The sequence below is a fragment of the Mycobacterium sp. SMC-4 genome (assembly GCF_025263265.1).
Taxonomy (GTDB): Bacteria; Actinomycetota; Actinomycetes; order Mycobacteriales; family Mycobacteriaceae; genus Mycobacterium.
Genome location: NZ_CP079869.1, coordinates 4,403,360 through 4,418,324, shown reverse-complemented (window position 1 = coordinate 4,418,324; position 14,965 = coordinate 4,403,360). Strand labels below are relative to the sequence as shown.

The 14,965-nt window shown below is 67.2% G+C and carries 18 protein-coding genes, 1 tRNA gene and 1 pseudogene; 10 read left to right on the top strand and 10 right to left on the bottom strand.

From position 1 onward, the window contains the following. The first annotated feature begins 32 nt into the window (after positions 1-32). Positions 33-323, top strand: a complete 291-nt coding sequence (locus tag KXD98_RS21010; protein WP_260760206.1) for a hypothetical protein — start codon at positions 33-35, stop codon at positions 321-323. Between the two features lie 181 nt (positions 324-504). Beyond that, a complete protein-coding gene (locus KXD98_RS21005) occupies positions 505-924 on the top strand; it encodes a hypothetical protein (RefSeq protein ID WP_260760205.1) in 420 nt (139 codons plus the stop codon). Positions 925-972: 48 nt separating this feature from the next. Here KXD98_RS21005 and KXD98_RS21000 read toward each other — a convergent pair whose 3' ends face one another. The 3 genes from KXD98_RS21000 to KXD98_RS20990 all read right to left on the bottom strand — a co-directional run bounded on the left by KXD98_RS21000 (position 973) and on the right by KXD98_RS20990 (position 2,698). Further along, a complete protein-coding gene (locus KXD98_RS21000; RefSeq protein ID WP_260760204.1) occupies positions 973-1,629 on the bottom strand; it encodes an SAF domain-containing protein in 657 nt (218 codons plus the stop codon). A gap of 61 nt (positions 1,630-1,690) precedes the next feature. Further along, a complete protein-coding gene (locus KXD98_RS20995; RefSeq protein WP_260760203.1) occupies positions 1,691-2,035 on the bottom strand; it encodes an FmdB family zinc ribbon protein in 345 nt (114 codons plus the stop codon). A gap of 72 nt (positions 2,036-2,107) precedes the next feature. Further along, positions 2,108-2,698, bottom strand: a complete 591-nt coding sequence (locus KXD98_RS20990) for a 5-formyltetrahydrofolate cyclo-ligase (protein WP_260760202.1) — start codon at positions 2,696-2,698, stop codon at positions 2,108-2,110. Between the two features lie 65 nt (positions 2,699-2,763). Here KXD98_RS20990 and KXD98_RS20985 point away from each other — a divergent pair, with 65 nt between their 5' ends. From KXD98_RS20985 to KXD98_RS20965, 5 genes are all read left to right on the top strand, one after another. Continuing rightward, positions 2,764-3,687 carry a UTP--glucose-1-phosphate uridylyltransferase gene (locus KXD98_RS20985; RefSeq protein WP_260760201.1) on the top strand — a complete coding sequence of 308 codons (924 nt, stop codon included), beginning with the start codon at positions 2,764-2,766 and terminating at the stop codon, positions 3,685-3,687. A gap of 72 nt (positions 3,688-3,759) precedes the next feature. Beyond that, a complete protein-coding gene (glp, locus tag KXD98_RS20980) occupies positions 3,760-5,028 on the top strand; it encodes a gephyrin-like molybdotransferase Glp (protein ID WP_260760200.1) in 1,269 nt (422 codons plus the stop codon). A gap of 6 nt (positions 5,029-5,034) precedes the next feature. Next, positions 5,035-5,688: a GNAT family N-acetyltransferase gene (locus KXD98_RS20975; RefSeq protein WP_260760199.1), complete on the top strand. Its 654-nt coding sequence runs from the start codon at positions 5,035-5,037 to the stop codon at positions 5,686-5,688. Positions 5,689-5,838: 150 nt separating this feature from the next. Beyond that, positions 5,839-6,846: a gephyrin-like molybdotransferase receptor GlpR gene (gene glpR / locus KXD98_RS20970; RefSeq protein ID WP_260760198.1), complete on the top strand. Its 1,008-nt coding sequence runs from the start codon at positions 5,839-5,841 to the stop codon at positions 6,844-6,846. Positions 6,847-6,900: 54 nt separating this feature from the next. Further along, positions 6,901-6,976 (top strand) — tRNA-Ala (locus KXD98_RS20965). 21 nt (positions 6,977-6,997) lie between these two features. Here the strand turns inward: KXD98_RS20965 and KXD98_RS20960 are convergent. Next, the gene (locus KXD98_RS20960) at positions 6,998-8,197 is read right to left on the bottom strand and encodes an IS481 family transposase (RefSeq protein ID WP_260759232.1); all 1,200 of its coding nucleotides are present in this window, start codon (positions 8,195-8,197) and stop codon (positions 6,998-7,000) included. 263 nt (positions 8,198-8,460) lie between these two features. Here KXD98_RS20960 and KXD98_RS20955 point away from each other — a divergent pair, with 263 nt between their 5' ends. Continuing rightward, positions 8,461-9,120 (top strand): TIGR02206 family membrane protein, encoded by a 660-nt coding sequence (locus tag KXD98_RS20955; protein WP_260765330.1) that lies wholly within the window; start codon positions 8,461-8,463, stop codon positions 9,118-9,120. 8 nt (positions 9,121-9,128) lie between these two features. Here the strand turns inward: KXD98_RS20955 and KXD98_RS20950 are convergent, their stop codons facing one another. Both KXD98_RS20950 and KXD98_RS28590 read right to left on the bottom strand, forming a co-directional pair. Then, positions 9,129-9,662: a GbsR/MarR family transcriptional regulator gene (locus KXD98_RS20950; RefSeq protein ID WP_396883264.1), complete on the bottom strand. Its 534-nt coding sequence runs from the start codon at positions 9,660-9,662 to the stop codon at positions 9,129-9,131. A 15-nt stretch (positions 9,663-9,677) separates the two neighbouring features. Further along, positions 9,678-9,809 (bottom strand): annotated as a pseudogene (locus tag KXD98_RS28590) (helix-turn-helix domain-containing protein); the annotation flags it as partial. Between the two features lie 193 nt (positions 9,810-10,002). Here KXD98_RS28590 and KXD98_RS20935 point away from each other — a divergent pair. Then, the gene (locus KXD98_RS20935) at positions 10,003-11,532 is read left to right on the top strand and encodes an FAD-dependent monooxygenase (protein ID WP_260760197.1); all 1,530 of its coding nucleotides are present in this window, start codon (positions 10,003-10,005) and stop codon (positions 11,530-11,532) included. Positions 11,533-11,551: 19 nt separating this feature from the next. Here KXD98_RS20935 and KXD98_RS20930 read toward each other — a convergent pair whose 3' ends face one another. Beyond that, a complete protein-coding gene (locus tag KXD98_RS20930) occupies positions 11,552-12,106 on the bottom strand; it encodes a TetR/AcrR family transcriptional regulator (protein ID WP_260760196.1) in 555 nt (184 codons plus the stop codon). Positions 12,107-12,293: 187 nt separating this feature from the next. Between KXD98_RS20930 and KXD98_RS20925 the strand changes: the two genes are divergently transcribed. Beyond that, positions 12,294-13,514, top strand: coding sequence for a cytochrome P450 (locus KXD98_RS20925; RefSeq protein WP_260760195.1), 1,221 nt, complete (start codon positions 12,294-12,296; stop codon positions 13,512-13,514). Positions 13,515-13,534: 20 nt separating this feature from the next. On the opposite strand, the gene KXD98_RS20920 is transcribed toward KXD98_RS20925, so the two are convergent. From KXD98_RS20920 to KXD98_RS20910, 3 genes are all read right to left on the bottom strand, one after another. Next, positions 13,535-13,954 carry a DUF5313 domain-containing protein gene (locus tag KXD98_RS20920; RefSeq protein WP_260760194.1) on the bottom strand — a complete coding sequence of 140 codons (420 nt, stop codon included), beginning with the start codon at positions 13,952-13,954 and terminating at the stop codon, positions 13,535-13,537. A 20-nt stretch (positions 13,955-13,974) separates the two neighbouring features. Beyond that, positions 13,975-14,460 carry a MarR family winged helix-turn-helix transcriptional regulator gene (locus KXD98_RS20915; RefSeq protein ID WP_260760193.1) on the bottom strand — a complete coding sequence of 162 codons (486 nt, stop codon included), beginning with the start codon at positions 14,458-14,460 and terminating at the stop codon, positions 13,975-13,977. Positions 14,461-14,524: 64 nt separating this feature from the next. Beyond that, entirely contained in the window at positions 14,525-14,950 is a 426-nt protein-coding gene (locus tag KXD98_RS20910) for a cupin domain-containing protein (RefSeq protein WP_260760192.1), read from the bottom strand. Between the last annotated feature and the right edge of the window lie 15 nt (positions 14,951-14,965).

Here is a 14,965-nt window from a genome sequence, read left to right as displayed (position 1 = left end):
GGTTGCGGAAAAGTTGTGAGAGAAGGTGTTTCGTGGGTGTGGGAACGCGGACGACAGTCCGGCTCGGTCCGACGATGCGGGTCGTCGTCGGAGTTGCCGCGGCGGTCGTGTCGATCGTGACGGCCACTGCGGCCGGCGCCGAAACGCCCAGTTCGACCGGGGTCGGCGGGTCCAGCGCCGGGCAAGGTGAGGTGCGCGCAGACGGGTTGCAGGGCCAGGTTCGGTCCTCACTGAAGGCGGCCCCGAAGACCAGGGCGTCCGCGTTCGGCGGAATGGGTGAGAACGACTATCGATGCCGGGAGGATTGGGGCCAATTCTGTTGACAGATGCGCTGAACTGAGTCCACCGGCTTGCTCGCCGCCCTTCGCTTGCCGGACAGCTCAGTGTTAGCTATCTCGTGGTTGCTATGCCGTGCGTGGTAGGGGTCGTGCTGATAATCTGCTATCAGCTTCACCCCCACTTCCAGTTCGCTGGACTACAACCGTCACAGAAAGAAGCAGCCGCATGGCCGTAGATGCCCGCACCGTCACTCGCAAGGCGAGATACGGTGTTTTCGGAGTGGGCGCAGTCGCCCTCGCCGCAGCCGCTCTGACCTTCGGCGCGGGGACCGCCGGTGCCGATCCGAACGACCCGGCGCATCAGCAGTTCGCCCCCGATGGCGTGGTCCGGTCGGGGCAGGCTGCCAGCATCGCGGGTGGCGACCGGTGCGTCACGTCCACGGGTACCTCAGGCACCTCCGACGTGCGGGTCGCCGACGTCAGCACGCCCAAGCAGACCGCGACCGAAGCCGGCCCCTCGTGGGTGGGTTCGCAAGGCTGGCAGGCGCAAGGCACCTCGCGTTCCAACGCTTGGGGTGGCGCCTTCGACCCACGCAACGTGGGAACGGGTCCGCAATGCTCGCCGGTCACTGCCAGCGGCTTCTGACAGACATAAACGAAGAAACCCCGGTGCCTGGCACCGGGGTTTTTCGTGTCAATGCAACGTCACCGTGACGGCCTGAACCAGAGCAGCTCCCGCGACCGTCCGGGCCGCGGCGGCGGGCAGAGCGACGAGGACGACTCGATTACTGCGCGAGGTGGGCCCGCTGCCCTCAGGAGATACCAGCACGACCACCGCGTCGGTGGCGATCAGCCGCGCCTGGGTTCCGACGTCGGCGGACGGCGGTGCGGCCACGATATCCACGACGTCACCGACGCGGACCAACTCGACCACGGCCGCATCGGCCAGCGGCAACGGCACGATGCGAGTGTCCGGACCGAGAGTGGCTTCGGCCAGCCGCGGCCCCAGCACCCGGACATCGGTCACGATCTCTCCCTGACGCATTGGGCCGGCCAGCGTGGCGCCGACGACCTCGTCGACCCGGATCAGTGCACCTTCGGGAAGGTCACGGGCCCTGCGACTTTCGCGTCGAACGTCGGCCGCGCTCAGTTGCACGCCCGGGCCCAGATCGTGCACGGCGATCACCACGTCGGCGCGATCGGCATGGGGATCGTCACGCCATGCCGCGACTGCGGCCAATACGACCAGTACCGCGGCCAGCGCCCGTCGGGCCGCCACGGTCCGCGACCAGTCCGGCCGAAGTGCGATGGCCAGACGGCTGATGGCCGACGGACTCAGCGAATCCCCCATGCGGACACGGTATTGCCGCGCGAGCGGCTGGTCAGAAGATGATCAGCGGCCTGTGGATAACTCAGCTGGACGCGGCGGCGGTCGCGGGGGCACTCGACGAACTCGACGAACTCGACGACGACGATGATGACGCTGACGCCGAGGAGTCGGACGAGGTCGCGGACGAGTCGGACGAGGAAGCCGACGCGGCGACCGAACTGCCGTTGGAGCCGCTCGAACTCTTGGCCGACTCGCGACTGTCGGTGCGGTAGAACCCGCTGCCCTTGAACACCACGCCGACCTTGCCGAACACCTTGCGCAGCCGGCCGTTGCACTGCGGGCACGCGGTCAACGAGTCGTCAGTGAACGCCTGCACCACGTCGAACTTGTTGCTGCATTCGGTGCATGCATACGAATAGGTGGGCACAGAAACCTCCGAGGTGGTCAAAGTGATTAGCACTCTACCGGCTCAAGTGCTAGAACCGCCAGCCGCGCGCAGTCATTCCCGGTGGGCGAGCTCGATCACACCGCTGCCGGGCGTCAGCGCGTGCGTCATCGCGACGTCGTGCGGCTCTGCGGGCAGCTGCGCGACCACCTCGTCGTCGCGGACCACGGCGATCAGTCGGGCCTGCGGGTCGGCGAGCCGGAGCGTCCGGTCGTAGAAGCCCGCACCTCGTCCCAGGCGGGTTCCCCGTCGGTCCACCGCGAGGGCCGGCACCAGCACCGTGGACGCGGTTGCGACGTGTTCGGCGGGCAACCACGGGGCAGCGGGCTCACGCAGGCCGAATGGAGCCTCCACCAGAGCGCCGGGACGGTAGCGCCCCCAGCGCAGTGGCAGCGGCGTGCCGTCGGCGTCAGCACGGGCGACCGGAAGCAGGATGACCACGCCGCGGTCGGTCAAGGTGTCCAGCGCGGCCAGCGAACCGGGTTCGGTGCCCACCGGCACGTAGGCGCACACCGTCGACGGAGCGTCGGTCAGGTTCTCCAGATGGCGGCCCAGCGCGCTGCTCTCGAGCCGGCGTTGTTGCTCGGTCAAGGACCTCCGCGCAGCCAGAATTGTGCCGCGCACCTGTGTTTTCGTGCGTGGCACCGGGTAAGCCTCCGAACGGCGGGTAGGCGGAGAACAACTGCTTGAGAGAGGTTAATGTGTGAACGATGAGTCGGTCTGACGTCCCTATTCCGCACACCGCTGTCGTGCCCGCGGCGGGTCTGGGAACGCGGTTTCTGCCCGCCACCAAGACCGTCCCCAAAGAGTTGTTGCCCGTTGTCGACACCCCCGGTATCGAGCTGGTGGCCGCCGAGGCCGCCGAGGCCGGGGCCGAGCGTCTGATCATCATCACCTCCGAAGGCAAGGACGGCGTCGTCGCGCACTTCGTCGAGGACCTGGTGTTGGAGGGCACTCTCGAGGCCCGCGGCAAGAAGTCGATGCTGGAGAAGGTGCGTCGGGCTGCAGCACTGATCAAGGTGGAATCGGTGGTGCAGGCCGAGCCGCTGGGGCTGGGACACGCCGTCGGCTGTGTGGAAGCCAGCCTGGCTCCCGACGAGGACGCCATTGCCGTGCTGTTACCCGACGATCTGGTGCTGCCCACCGGTGTGCTGGAAACGATGGCCAAGGTGCGCGCCAAGCGCGGCGGTTCGGTGTTGTGCGCGATCGAGGTCGAGCCGGACAAGATCAGCGCCTACGGCGTGTTCGATGTCGAGACGGTTCCCGACGCCGTGAACCCGAATGTGCTGAAGGTCAAGGGCATGGTGGAAAAGCCCAAGGCCGAGGACGCGCCGTCGCCGTATGCCGCAGCCGGTCGCTACCTGCTCGACCGGGCGATCTTCGACGCGCTGCGGCGCATCCCGCGCGGGGCGGGCGGCGAAATTCAGCTCACCGACGCGATCGCATTGTTGATCGACGAGGGCCATCCGGTGCATGTGGTGGTCCATCGGGGGTCTCGACACGATCTGGGAAATCCCGGGGGCTACCTGAAGGCTGCGGTTGACTTTGCGTTGGAGCGGGACGACTACGGCCCCGAGCTACGTCAATGGTTGGTCGAGCGGTTAGGGCTCGCTCCCGAGACGACCGAGCACTAGCGGCTGCAGCGTCGAGCGCATTCGCATCGGAGCCGGTGGTCGCCGGCCGGTCTGACGGGAGAAAGGCATGTCGTGCGTTCGGTGGAGGAGCAACAGGCGCGGGTAGTGGCGGCTGCGGTCGCACCGCGACCGGTTCGGGTCGCGATCGCCGAAGCCCAGGGTTTGATGTGCGCCGAAGAAGTGGTGACCGAGCGTCCGCTGCCGGGGTTCGACCAGGCGGCCATCGACGGTTACGCGGTGCGCAGCGTCGACGTCCTCGGCGGCGGTGAGGACGACGAGGACCATGAGGACGATGCTGAGACCGGGGACCGGGAGATCAGCCTGCCGGTGATGGGTCTGATCGAGGCGGGTGCGCGCACACCGAGTCGGTTACAGCCTCGCCAGGCCGCCCGGGTGCAGACCGGGGCGCCGATGCCGACGCTCGCCGACGCCGTCCTTCCGCTGCGCTGGACCGACGGTGGTCAGTCCCGGGTGCGCGTGCTGCGCGGCGTCCGGTCCGGGGCCTACGTGCGTCGCACCGGCGACGATGTGCAACCCGGCGACGTGGCGGTGCGCGCCGGCACCATCATCGGGGCCGCACAAGTCGGATTGTTGGCCGCGGTCGGTCGCGAGCGCGTGCTGGTCCATCCCCGGCCTCGGCTGTCGGTGATGTCGGTAGGCGGCGAACTCGTCGACATCTCGCGGACTCCCGGCAACGGCCAGGTCTACGACGTCAACTCCTACGCGCTGGCCGCCGCGGGCCGCGATGCCGGCGCCGAGGTGAACCGCGTCGGCATTGTGCCCACCGATCCGAAGCTGCTGCGCGAGGTGGTCGAAGGACAGCTAAACCGTGCTGAGGTGGTCGTCATCGCCGGGGCGGTCGGGGGAGCGGCCGCCGAAGGCGTGCGGGGGGTGCTCGCCGACCTCGGTGAGATGGAGGTCGCCCGTATCGCGATGCACCCGGGCTCGGTGCAGGGGTTTGGCCAGCTGGGGGATGACCGGGTTCCGGTGTTCCTGCTTCCGGCCAATCCGGTCAGCGCGCTGGTGGTGTTCGAGGTGATGGTCCGTCCGTTGATCAGGCTCTCGCTGGGTAAGCGGCAGCCGATGCGGCGCATCGTCCGGGCTCGGGCGTTGTCGCCGATCGCGTCGGTGCAGGGCCGTAAGGGGTACCTGCGCGGGCAGCTGATGCGTGACCAGGACACCGGCGAGTACCTGGTGCAGGCGCTCGGCGCCGCGCCGGGCGCCTCCCACTTGTTGGCGACGCTGGCCGAGGCGAACTGTCTGGTGATCGTGCCCAGTGAGGCCGAGCAGGTTCGCACCGGTGAGCTCGTCGACGTCGCGTTCCTGGCCCAACGCGGCTAAACAGCGGTGAACCTGTTGAGCCCGCGTTCCCAGCATCCCGGGTGGCCGATGGCCGTGGGTCCGCTGCGGGTGCGCGGCGGGGTGGTGCGGCTGCGTCCGGTGCGACTGCGTGACGCAGCGCAGTGGAGCCGGATCAGGCTGGCCGATCGGCAGCACCTGGAACCGTGGGAACCGTCGACGGAGATGGCCTGGGAGGTCCGCCACTCGGTGGCGGCATGGCCCTCGGTGTGTTCGGGGCTGCGCGCCGAGGCCCGTAAGGGGCGGATGCTGCCCTACATCATCGACGTGGACGGCCAGTTCGTCGGGCAGCTCACCATCGGCAATGTGACGCACGGGGCCCTGCGTTCGGCGTGGATCGGGTACTGGGTGGCCAGCGGGTCGACTGGGGGTGGGGTGGCGACCGCGGCATTGGCGTTGGGACTGGACCACTGTTTCGGTCCGGTGATGATGCATCGGGTGGAAGCGACCGTCCGCCCGGAAAACGCCGCCAGCCGTGCGGTGTTGGCCAGGGCGGGATTCCGTGAAGAGGGGCTGTTGCGGCGCTACCTGCACGTCGACGGCGCGTGGCGGGACCACCTGTTGGTGGCGATGACGGTCGAGGAAGTCGACGGTTCGGTGAGCTCGAGGTTGGTCCGCGCGGGCCGTGCCTCGTGGGCGTGACAGGGTCGCCCGCAACTGGTGTTGCAGATGTGACACAAGTGACGTTTGGTGCTTGCTCACGATGAATTACAGGTGTGTAATTGTCTCGGCGCGCCGCCCACGGATGCGCTGGTCGACAGACCTAGCCTGAAGGGGAAAGGAGCAGGCGCCATGCCAAGCATCCCCCAGTCTCTCCTCTGGATCTCACTTGTCGTGCTCTGGCTGTTCGTGCTGGTGCCGATGTTGATCAGCAAACGTGACGCGGTGCGCCGCACCAGTGACGTGGCGCTGGCCACTCGAGTGCTCAACAGCGCCGGCAGCGCGCGGTTGCGCCGTCGAGGGCCGGCCGCAGGTCACCGCAGCGATCCGGACTGGCAGCCTGCCGACACCGATGACGACGAGATCGACGACGAGGACATCGCTGCCGAGCCGAGTCGATCGGTGGTGATGGTGGCTGCCGAGCCGAAGGCGGCCGTCGACGAGCCCGACTATCTCGACGTCGACGTCGTCGAGGACTCGGGCGCACTCGCGGTAGGCGGGGCGGCCGAGACCGTTGACGTTGACGAGATCGATGAACTTGACGAGATCGATGACGTCGACGAGATCGAGGACATCGATGACGCGCGTGACGGCGAGGCTGTCGCAGAAGACGACGCTGACGACGATGAAGGCTACGAGTACGTCGACGACTCGTCCGGCCTGGAGGCGCCCTCGGAAGCCGACCTGCGCATCGCGGATTCGATCGGAGCATCGCGCCGGCGTCGGCGGGAATCCGACACTGCGGCAGCGGTGTCGGCGCGCAAGTACCGATTCCGCACCCGCACCCTGACGGTGATGGCGGTGTTGCTGCTGACCAGCGCGGTCGCGGCGATGACGTGGTCGTCGTCGATGTGGTGGGTGTGTGGCACCGTCGGTGTGGTCGCCGCGCTGTATCTGGCCTACCTGCGCCGCCAGACCCGCATCGAGGAGCAGGTGCGTCGCCGGCGGGCGCAGCGGATGGCCAGGTCGCGGCTTGGTGTGGAGAACACCAGTGATCGGGAGTTCGACGTCGTACCGTCGCGGCTGCGCCGACCGGGTGCGGCGGTCCTGGAGATCGACGACGAAGACCCCGAGTTCGAACACCTCGACTACGTCGCATTCGCCCGCCACTACGACCTGCCGCGGGCAGCCGGTCAGTAGTCACCTCGCGATTTCTGCCGGTGCGGACAGGCTGATAACCTGTACCGGTTCGGAGGGGCTATGGCGCAGTTGGTAGCGCGACTCGTTCGCATCGAGTAGGTCAGGGGTTCGATTCCCCTTAGCTCCACCATGTGATGAGTCGCGTCATCGGTTACACCTGAGTCGCGTCATCGGTGACAGATTGCCCCGGCCATCGGCCGGGGTTTTTCTGTTGGTTGCGCCAGTAGTTGCGGTCGGGGTCGATGTGGTGGCTGGCGATGAGTTGGTGGCTGGTTTTGCTGATGACGGTGACGGTTTGGGTGGTCACGAGGATCAGGACTGGGGTGTGGGCGTGTTGGCGGCCGATGCCGAGGTGGTGTAGGCGGCTGCTGTAGCGCAGGGTGAGCTTGCCGAATTGGTCCACGGTGTCGTGGCGGATACGGAAGTGCTCGGTGACGCCGGCGGGGTGGGCTTTGGGCAGGGCGTGGTAGACGGTGTGCGGTGTGGCGCTGTGGCGGTGGGCGCGGTGGGGACGCTCGGTGTTGTAGATCATGGCGAAGGTGTCGAGCAGCTGTTGTAGCTCAGCCAGTGTCGAGGGGCGCTGGTGTTGGCTGAGCCAGAGCTTGAGGGTTCGGTGGAAGCGTTCGATCTTTCCTTGGGTTTGCGGGTGGCCTGGGCGGCCGTTCTTTTGGGTGACGCCGAGGCTGTTGAGGAGGCGCTCGAAGTCGTTGTGGCCGTGGGTGAATCGTGAGGTGTAGACCGCGCCGTTGTCGGTCAGCGTGGCGGCGGGCAGTCCGTGGGTGGCGGCGGTGTCGGTGAAGCTGGCCACGACGTCTGCGCCGGTGACGCGGGGGTAGGCGGTGCAGGTCAGCAGGTAGCGAGAGCAGTCGTCGAGCCAGGACAAGATCTCGGTGTCAGTGCCGTCGGCCAGGGCCCAGTGGGTGAAGTCGGATTGCCAGCATTCATTGGGCTGGGAGGCTTCAAAGCGCCGGTAGGAGCTTTTAGGACGCTTGCGCGGCTGGGCGGTGATGAGGCCGTGGTGGTGCAGGATGCGCCGGATGGTCGAGGTTGAGGGCACCGGCAGCCCACGTTGGCCCAGATGCCACTGCAGGGTCAGGGGTCCGGCGTCGAGGCCGTCGGCGGTCAGCGCTTCGCGCAGCGTGACGATGGCGATGATGACGTCGTCGGACACGGCGCGAGGGTTGCTGGTCGGGCGCCGTGAGCGGGCGTCGACAGCCGCCAGGCCGCCGTCGCGGTAGCGGGCGAGCAGCCGGTAGATGTGTTGGCGCGACAGCCCGTACTGGTTTGCCGCTTCGGTGACTGTCAGGTGGCCGCTGGTGACTTCGAGGACGACCACACGCGCTTTGGACATGGACCACGACTGTCACCTATGACGCGACTCATCGAGGACTCTTGCAGGTGTAACCCATGACGCGACTCATCTGTCACCTATGTCGTGGTTTCACACACCCTTAGCTCCACCACATGTGACGTGCGCACCGCTGGCCGCGGCGCCAGTCCGTTTCGGGCGGGCCCGCCGGGGAACATAGCCACCATGGAAGTGCGTCGGACAATCCGCAGCAGGCGGTGAACGTGGAACGAGAGTTCACTCTCTATGGGCCGTCGCACTGGGCAATGATCGCCCTGTTCGTCGTCGGCGCGGTAGGCCTGATCTGGCTCGGCCGCCGTCAGAGCGAACGCCAGGCACGGCTGTTCGGGCGTGTCGTTGGAGCGGTGACGGGGGTCATCTATGCCGCGGTGTTGATCTACATGGTGCTCGACCCCGGTGTCACCGACGCGATACCGCTGCGCCTGACCGATATCGCCACCATCGTCGCCGCTGTCGCCTGGTGGTCACAACGACATTGGGCCTTCGCGATCACCTATTACTGGGGGCTGGTCCTCAGTGCGCAGGCACTGGTGTCTCCGGTGTTGCACGCGCCCGATTTCCCGAGCGTGGAATATCTGGCGTTCTGGGCGATTCACCTGCTGGTTGTCTGGGCGGCCATCTACCTGACCTGGGGACGCGGGATGAGACCGACGTGGCACAGCTACCGGTTGGTGGCCGGTGTCACGGTGGTGTGGGCGGTTGTCACCTTCCTGGTCAATCTGGCGACGGGCGCCAACTACGGCTTCCTCAACGAAAAGCCGGCCACCACGACGCTGTTGGACGCGCTGGGGCCGTGGCCGGTGTACATCCTCGTCGCCGCGGCACTGGTCCTGGTCGTCTGGGCGTTGATGACGTGGCCGTGGCAGCGCGTGCGTCGCGGCCAATCCGAACAGGTGCCCGGATAGGTCGGACGTCAACGCCATTCGCGTCGGACCCGGCGAATGGTGTCACGGGTGTGTCGCATGAATCGGGCCATCTCGGCGAGCCGGTGGCCGGCTGGTGTCTGGGCCCCGACCAACCGGGCACCCTCGCGCGCGCCCATCTCCCAGGGCGCGAACAGTGCGTCGCGCCGAGCGAACGTCTCGGCCCAGTCACCGGTGAAACGGTAGACCTCGCGGCGCTGACCGACTGGGCGTTCTCGGCTGACCAGTGCGAACGCCTCCAAGAAGCGCACTGCTTTGGATACCGCAGCGGGGCTCACTTCCAGTTGCTCGCCCAGCTCGGCAGCAGTGAGCGCGCCGGAGTCGCTGACCAGCAGGGCTGCCAGCACGCGCGCCGGTGTCCGGGGCATACCGGTGGCTCGCATCATCTCGGCGAACCTGTCGACGAACTGACGGACTTGCGGATTCGTGGGAGGGCCAGCTCGCTTCGTCGGGCCACCCGAGGTGTCGGCGGATCTGCGGGCCCGTTGCCGCGTCGCGTATTCGGCCGACCCGGCGCGGTAGATGTGACGTCCTCCGTTGCGCGCGACCTCACGGCTGATGGTGGACGTCGGTCTGCCGAGACGGCGCGCGATCTCGGCGTAGCCGAGTCCAGACCGCAGCCCCGCGCCGATGCTCTGGCGCTCGGCGGGTGTCAGACGCGCTCCCGGCACCGACTCTCACCTTCGATGTGGATGTTTGCAATGAACATAGGACGAGCCGAGTATCATTGCAATCTCTGTCGTGATCGACGTGGTGTGCTACCGGTAAACATCGTTGTTTTACTGGGTAGTTGAGCGTTTTCGAGTTTCCCGGCGGCGAAGATTTGTGTTTACCAGTTTGCAAAAGGTGACTACCGTCGCGGACATGACGCCACCAGATTCAGCGCACGTCGCGATCGTCGGGGCGGGACCTGTCGGATTGGCGTTGGCGCTCGGCCTGGGGCGCTACGGCGTGCGCTCGGTGCTGTTCGAACGCGAAGCGGCCACCAGTGCGCAATCCAAAGCGCCGGCCATCCATCAACGCAGCCGAGAGATCCTGCGGCAGTGGGGCGTCGAGGATTCACTCGTGCATGCCGGCACGCTGCTTGAGACGATGACCGTGCACTCGGTGACCACCGGGCGGACGCTGCACATTCCGTTCGACTTCTCGTGCCTGGACTCCGAGGCGCACCGTCCCGGGCTGTTGATTCTCGAGCAGGGCCAGACCGAGCGGTTGCTACTGAAGGCGGTGCGCGACACCGGCCTCTGCGACGTGCGGTTTGGCGCCGAGGTCACCGGGGTGAGTCAGGACGCCGACGCGGTGACGCTGACCTTCCGCGAAGACGGTGCGCAACATCGGCTGACCACACAGTTCGCCGTGGGCTGCGACGGGGCGGGCAGTTTCGTCCGCAATGCCCTCGACCTCCCGTTCCCGGGGGTGACGTTGCCGGTGCGTCCAATGCTTGCCGACGTCCGTATCGACGACGAACGCGATGCACTGCCCTGGCCGCGTAACCGCAACAGCGCCGAGGGCATCACCAGCGCGATGCGCCTGGCGCCCGGTCTGTGGCGAATCATCGGCATCGAGCCTGGTGGAGCCGACGTCGACGAAGCGGTCACCGACGACGAGGTCCGCGCCCGGGCCGCTGAGGTGCTCGGCTCCGGACCGGCAAAAGTGACCTGGGCGAACCGATTTCAATTGCAGCGACGGGGTAGTCCGCGCTACCGGGTCGGCCGGGTCCTGCTCGCCGGAGACGCGGCCCACGTCTTTCCGCCGGCGATGGGCCAGGGCATGAACGCCGGAATCCAGGATGCCCACAACCTGGCCTGGAAGCTCGCCCGAGCAGTGTGCGGCGGGGACACCGACCGGCTGCTCGACTCCTACGACGACGAGCGCCGAGGCGTCATCGGAGAGGTGTCCCGTTATGTGACGCGGGTGACCCGGGTGGGCATCCAAGCGCCGGCGTTCATCCGGTCGGCCGTACTGCACTCGATCCGGTGGGCACTGGCAATCCCACCACTTCGCCGAAAGTCCCTGCGCAGCTTGGCAATGCTCGACCGCGACTACGGCGCGTCCCCGCTGTTGGCGTCGGGGGAGCGCGCCGCGGGCGTGCGACTGCCGAACGTCGAGTTGGGTGGCGTCTCCGGTGAGGCGACCCGGATCTATGACGTGCTGCCGGACGGACCCGCGCTGTTGGACATCGGAACCGGCGACCGCGTCGCGGACGATCTGCCCGCAGTGCTGCGCATCGGTGCGAGCGGATACCACGACGCGAGCCAGGCCTTGCGCGACGTGCTCGGCGCCGACAGCGGCTGGATCCTGGTGCGCCCTGACCGGCACGTGGCGTGGGCCCGGACCGGCTCCGCGGCAGATCTGAAGACGGCGTGCAGCTATGCGCTGGGCGGCCGGCTGTAACGGCCGGGGCAGCTCGCGCTCAGGCCAGCTCTGCGAACGCCGGTGCGACAAAGCGCTGCAGCATCTGACGTTCGGTGCGGCTGTTGCCGGCAGGCCAATAGGCCAACGACACCACCAGGCGCACAATCCACCGCGCCGCATGGGGATCGTCGTCGGTGATGCCGGTCAGCTCGGCGGCGAGGTGAGCCAGCATCGGCGACGAATGCAGTTCGTCGAGCCCGGGAGCGTTGCGAGACGTGAGCATCAAGCGCCGCATCGGGTCCGTCCGGATCTTCTCCAGTGCCACCGTGACCGCGGTGACGACACGCTCGGGACCGTTGAGTCCCTCGACGGCGTGTCGGACGGCTTCGGTGATGCCCGCAGAGAGGCGAATCAGGACCGCATCGCGGATCTGGGCCTTGCCGCCCGCATAGCGGTAAATCGTGGCCCGCGAACAGTGCACCTGCTCGGCCAGGGTGTCGACGTCGAGAGCCTCCAGTCCCTTACGTAACACCAGGTCGGTCGCCGCGGCGTAGATGCGGTTCGCTGCCGCCGTTCGCCGGTCGCCGCCCACCACCCAGTCGTCTCGAGTCATCGGTCCGGTCCACCTCCTCACCAGCCACCACATCTTCTCAACCTTGAGACAATCCGGACGTTCAGAGATCACATCATAGGAGGTCAGATACTCCAGTTGAGACGATGCGCATGCCAGCGCCGCCCGCCTGATCGCTGATCTGTCGTCAGCTGTTGACCTGGCAGCGACAGCCGCCCAGCGTGGAGCCATGACCTCGGTGGACCCCGGACTCGGATTGGCATTGTTCGACGATGAGCACATCCAAGATCCGTATCCGCTCTATGCGCGCATGCACGACGCCGGTCCGGTCCACCGGATCGGGGCCTCCGGGTTCTATGCGGTGAGCAGCTGGGAGGCCGTCAACGAGGCTGTCACCCGCTGTGACGACTTCTCGTCCAATCTGACTGCGACGATGACGTATCAACCGGGTGGAACCGTCGAGGCGTTCCCTGTCGGGGAACTAGGGGCTGCGATTCACGCTCTGGCCACGGCAGATGACCCAGCCCATGCGCTGCATCGCAAGCTGTTGCTCCCGCAGCTGGCGGCCAAGCGCATCCGGGCCTTCGAACCGTTCGTCGGCGAGACCGCGAGCACCATCTGGGCCGAGCACGCGCAGTCCGGCCGGATCGAATGGATGAGCGCCATGGCCAACCGGCTGCCGATGATGATCGTCGGACGCATCATCGGTGTCCCGGACGACGACATCGACACGCTGGCCCGGTGGGGGTATTCGGCGACGTTGGTGGTGGAAGGACTCGTTACCCAGGATCAGCTCGATATCGCCCGGGTATCGGTGATGGAACTCGGCGCCTACATCGTCGAGAAGTTCGGGCAGGCCGCAGCCGACCCGCACGACGACCTGCTCGGCGACCTCGCCACCGCCTGTGCGACCGGCGTCCTCGATGATGTCGCCGCGTTGACCATGATGATCACCCTGTTCAGTGCCGGCGGTGAGTCCACGGCATCTCTGATCGGTTCGGCCGCATGGGTTCTCGCGACCCGGCCGGAGATCCAGCAGCAGCTGCGTCAGCACCCGGAGCAGGTGGGTTCGTTCCTCGAAGAGGTGCTGCGCTACGAGCCGCCCTTCCGGGGTCACTACCGCCATGTGCGCCACGACACCGAGCTGGGCGGGGTGCCACTACCGGCCGGCTCACGCCTGCTGCTGCTGTGGGGTGCTGCCAACCGGGACCCGCAGCACTTCGACGATCCCGACCGGTTCTTGTTGGACCGCCCAGCGGCCAAGAGTCACATCGCGTTCGGTAAGGGAATCCATTTCTGCGTCGGAGCCGCGCTGGCCCGGCTCGAGGCGAGGGTGGTGCTCACCCACCTTCTGGAATCCACCGCCGATTTCCGTGCCGCCGAGATCGGACGGTGGCTACCGAGCCTGCTCGTGCGCCGGCTGGAACGTCTGGACCTGACGTTCGCCTGACCCCCGCCGCGGGCCCGAACTCAGAACGGACTGCTGTTGGACTGGTAACGCGCCTCCGCCGGTCGCGGACCGTACTTGCGGACGTAGTCCTCGTGCATGCGCGCCTGCTTCTTGCGTTTGATCACGTCGACGAGATTGGGATCCAGGCCGTGCTGAGCCAGCCGGTGCCGACGCCACACCTTGTTCAACGCGACGGCCATCAACAGCGCCCACACGTAGATCGGGACGGTCATCTCCATGCGCATGTAGAACGGCACCGGGATCAGCCAGAACGGTGCCAACACCAACGCCGGCGGAATCGCATAGCGGATCATGTGACGGCGGATCGCGCCCTGCCCGGCCAGGTCCTCGGCAACCCAGCGGCTCATCGACGCCGGCAGGCGCCGCCCGTAGCAATAGGTGAGGTATTGCCACAGGTTCGGCTTGGCGGCGGTGCTCATCACGACTCCTTCGTTGTGGTTCACGGCGGTAGCGCTCCGGCGGCCAGCGCGGCCTTGTTGACTCGGCTCAGCACCACATGCAACTGCTCGAGTTCTTCGACATCGACACCGAGGCGCTCGGTGACTGCCGCCGGAATACCCACAGCCCGTTCGCGCAGCGCGACCCCGGCGTCGGTCAGTCTGACTTCGGTCGCGCGCTCGTCGGTGATGCTGCGGGACCGGCTGAGCAACCCCAACGCTTCCAGCCGCTTGAGCATCGGGGACAGGGTGGCCGAATCCAGCTGCAACAGCGCGGCGATCTGTTTGACCGACAACGCGTCACCGGGCGATTTCCGGTGGTGATCCCACAGACCGAGCATCACCAGATACTGCGGATGCGTCAGGCCCAGCGGCTCCAGCAGCGGACGGTACACGGCCAGCACTGCCCGGTTGGTGACCGCCAGTGCAAAGCACACCTGGCGTTCGAGGGTGAGGGGATCGGCCGCAGCCGTCGGGCTGGCCGACATGCTTCCATCGTGCCCGATTAGTTAGCGCACAAACAATATCGGGTTGCTCACACCGGGCCGGGCGTCATTGCGGTGACGGCGTACCGACCAGTACCGCGCTCAGTTGGCACCCGTCCGGTCCCGCGCGCCACGCGTGGTCCACGCCCGTCAGCACCACCAGGTCGCCCGGCTCGAGCGGGTGCGCGCCGTCGTCGAGGATCAACTCGACGGTGCCCGACATCACCGTCTGCAGGTCGAGCGTGTCGGTGTGGTGCATCGGCGTCTCCGAGCCGGCGCCGAGATCGACGACCATCCAGCGGACCAGCCCCGGTGCGATGCCCTGATCGATGAGCGGTGCGGAACCGGCGGGCCGGGCCGGGGGCGGGCTGGCCGTTGTCGCGTACGGCACGCCCATCGCAAATCCGGGCGCCAGCTCGTCCAGTGTCAGCTCGCCGTCGCTGACCACGCAGGACCTGCCGGCGGCGTCGGTTCCGGTGATCAGCGTGCGCACGGCGTTCCTTCCGCA

Excerpts from the sequence above, each read along its gene's own strand:
- KXD98_RS20915 (WP_260760193.1), bottom strand. The coding sequence starts at position 14,460 with ATGTCGGCCAGCCCGACGGCTGCGGCCGATCCCCTCACCCTCGAACGC.
- KXD98_RS21000 (WP_260760204.1), bottom strand. The coding sequence starts at position 1,629 with ATGGGGGATTCGCTGAGTCCGTCGGCCATCAGCCGTCTGGCCATCGCA.
- KXD98_RS20985 (WP_260760201.1), top strand. The coding sequence starts at position 2,764 with ATGAGTCGGTCTGACGTCCCTATTCCGCACACCGCTGTCGTGCCCGCG.
- KXD98_RS20930 (WP_260760196.1), bottom strand. The coding sequence starts at position 12,106 with ATGACTCGAGACGACTGGGTGGTGGGCGGCGACCGGCGAACGGCGGCA.
- KXD98_RS20925 (WP_260760195.1), top strand. The coding sequence starts at position 12,294 with ATGACCTCGGTGGACCCCGGACTCGGATTGGCATTGTTCGACGATGAG.
- KXD98_RS21005 (WP_260760205.1), top strand. The coding sequence starts at position 505 with ATGGCCGTAGATGCCCGCACCGTCACTCGCAAGGCGAGATACGGTGTT.
- glpR (WP_260760198.1), top strand. The coding sequence starts at position 5,839 with ATGCCAAGCATCCCCCAGTCTCTCCTCTGGATCTCACTTGTCGTGCTC.
- KXD98_RS20960 (WP_260759232.1), bottom strand. The coding sequence starts at position 8,197 with ATGTCCAAAGCGCGTGTGGTCGTCCTCGAAGTCACCAGCGGCCACCTG.
- KXD98_RS20920 (WP_260760194.1), bottom strand. The coding sequence starts at position 13,954 with ATGAGCACCGCCGCCAAGCCGAACCTGTGGCAATACCTCACCTATTGC.
- KXD98_RS20935 (WP_260760197.1), top strand. The coding sequence starts at position 10,003 with ATGACGCCACCAGATTCAGCGCACGTCGCGATCGTCGGGGCGGGACCT.
- KXD98_RS20955 (WP_260765330.1), top strand. The coding sequence starts at position 8,461 with ATGATCGCCCTGTTCGTCGTCGGCGCGGTAGGCCTGATCTGGCTCGGC.